Source organism: Stenotrophomonas panacihumi (assembly GCF_001431645.1).
In the GTDB taxonomy this organism is placed as follows: Bacteria; Pseudomonadota; Gammaproteobacteria; order Xanthomonadales; family Xanthomonadaceae; genus Stenotrophomonas_A; species Stenotrophomonas_A panacihumi.
In genome coordinates this window covers 1-760 of sequence record NZ_LLXU01000043.1, presented here as the reverse complement: position 1 = coordinate 760, position 760 = coordinate 1, and the positions used below count along the sequence as shown (strand labels likewise).

Genomic DNA, 760 nt, shown 5'->3' with positions numbered 1-760 from the left:
CTGGCCGCGCTCCACGCGCATGCCGTCTTCGGCGCCGATGCTGACCACGGTGCCGCCGACCAGCGGGGTGATCTGCACCTGGTTGCCCTGCACGTACGCATCGTCGGTGTCTTCGAACCAACGGCCGTACAGGAAGTACCAGATCGTCACCGCGGCGAGCAGCACGATCACGATCACCGCGAGGATGCGCAGCAGCTTGCCGCGCTTGCTACCCGCGGCGGGAGTGGGAGGGGTGGGGGTGGGCTGGCTCATGACGGGACTCGATCAGGAATTCGGGTTTGCGGAGGTGGATTCGGCGTTGGCGCTGTCGGCCGGCACGGCGGCGGGCTGCGGCGCGAAGCCGCCACCCAGCGCCTGGCGCAGCTTCACCGAAGCCAGGATCTGTTCGGACTGCAGGGCGGTCATGCGCTGCTCGGCGATGAGCAGCTGCTCTTCCACGCTCAGCACTTCCAGGAAGCTGCCGATGCCGGCGCGGTAGCGCTGCTGCGCGAGGTCGTAGGCGGCGCGCGCGGTCCTGAGCGCTTCGGCCTGCGACTGCGCACGCTGGTCGAGCGAGCGCACGGCGTTCACCTGGTCGGCCACGTCATGCAGCGCGCCGATGATCTTCTGGTTGTAGTCGGCCACCGCCAGGTCGTAGGCGGCGTCCTTGCCCGAGAGGTTCGCGCGCAGCTTGCCGCCGTCGAAGATCGGCAGGCTGATCGCGGGGGCAACCAGGCCGAACACCGATTCGCTCTTGAGCAGGTCGCCCACGTCGCTGGCG

General features: G+C 69.1%; 1 protein-coding gene and 1 pseudogene. Both read right to left on the bottom strand.

Annotation, left to right across the window (positions count from 1 at the left end; all coding sequences use genetic code 11):
- Positions 1-252, bottom strand: a pseudogene (locus ARC20_RS02160) (multidrug transporter); the annotation flags it as partial.
- 12 nt (positions 253-264) lie between these two features.
- Positions 265-760 (bottom strand): TolC family protein (locus ARC20_RS02155; protein WP_237642486.1); only part of this gene is annotated, 496 nt, incomplete at its 5' end.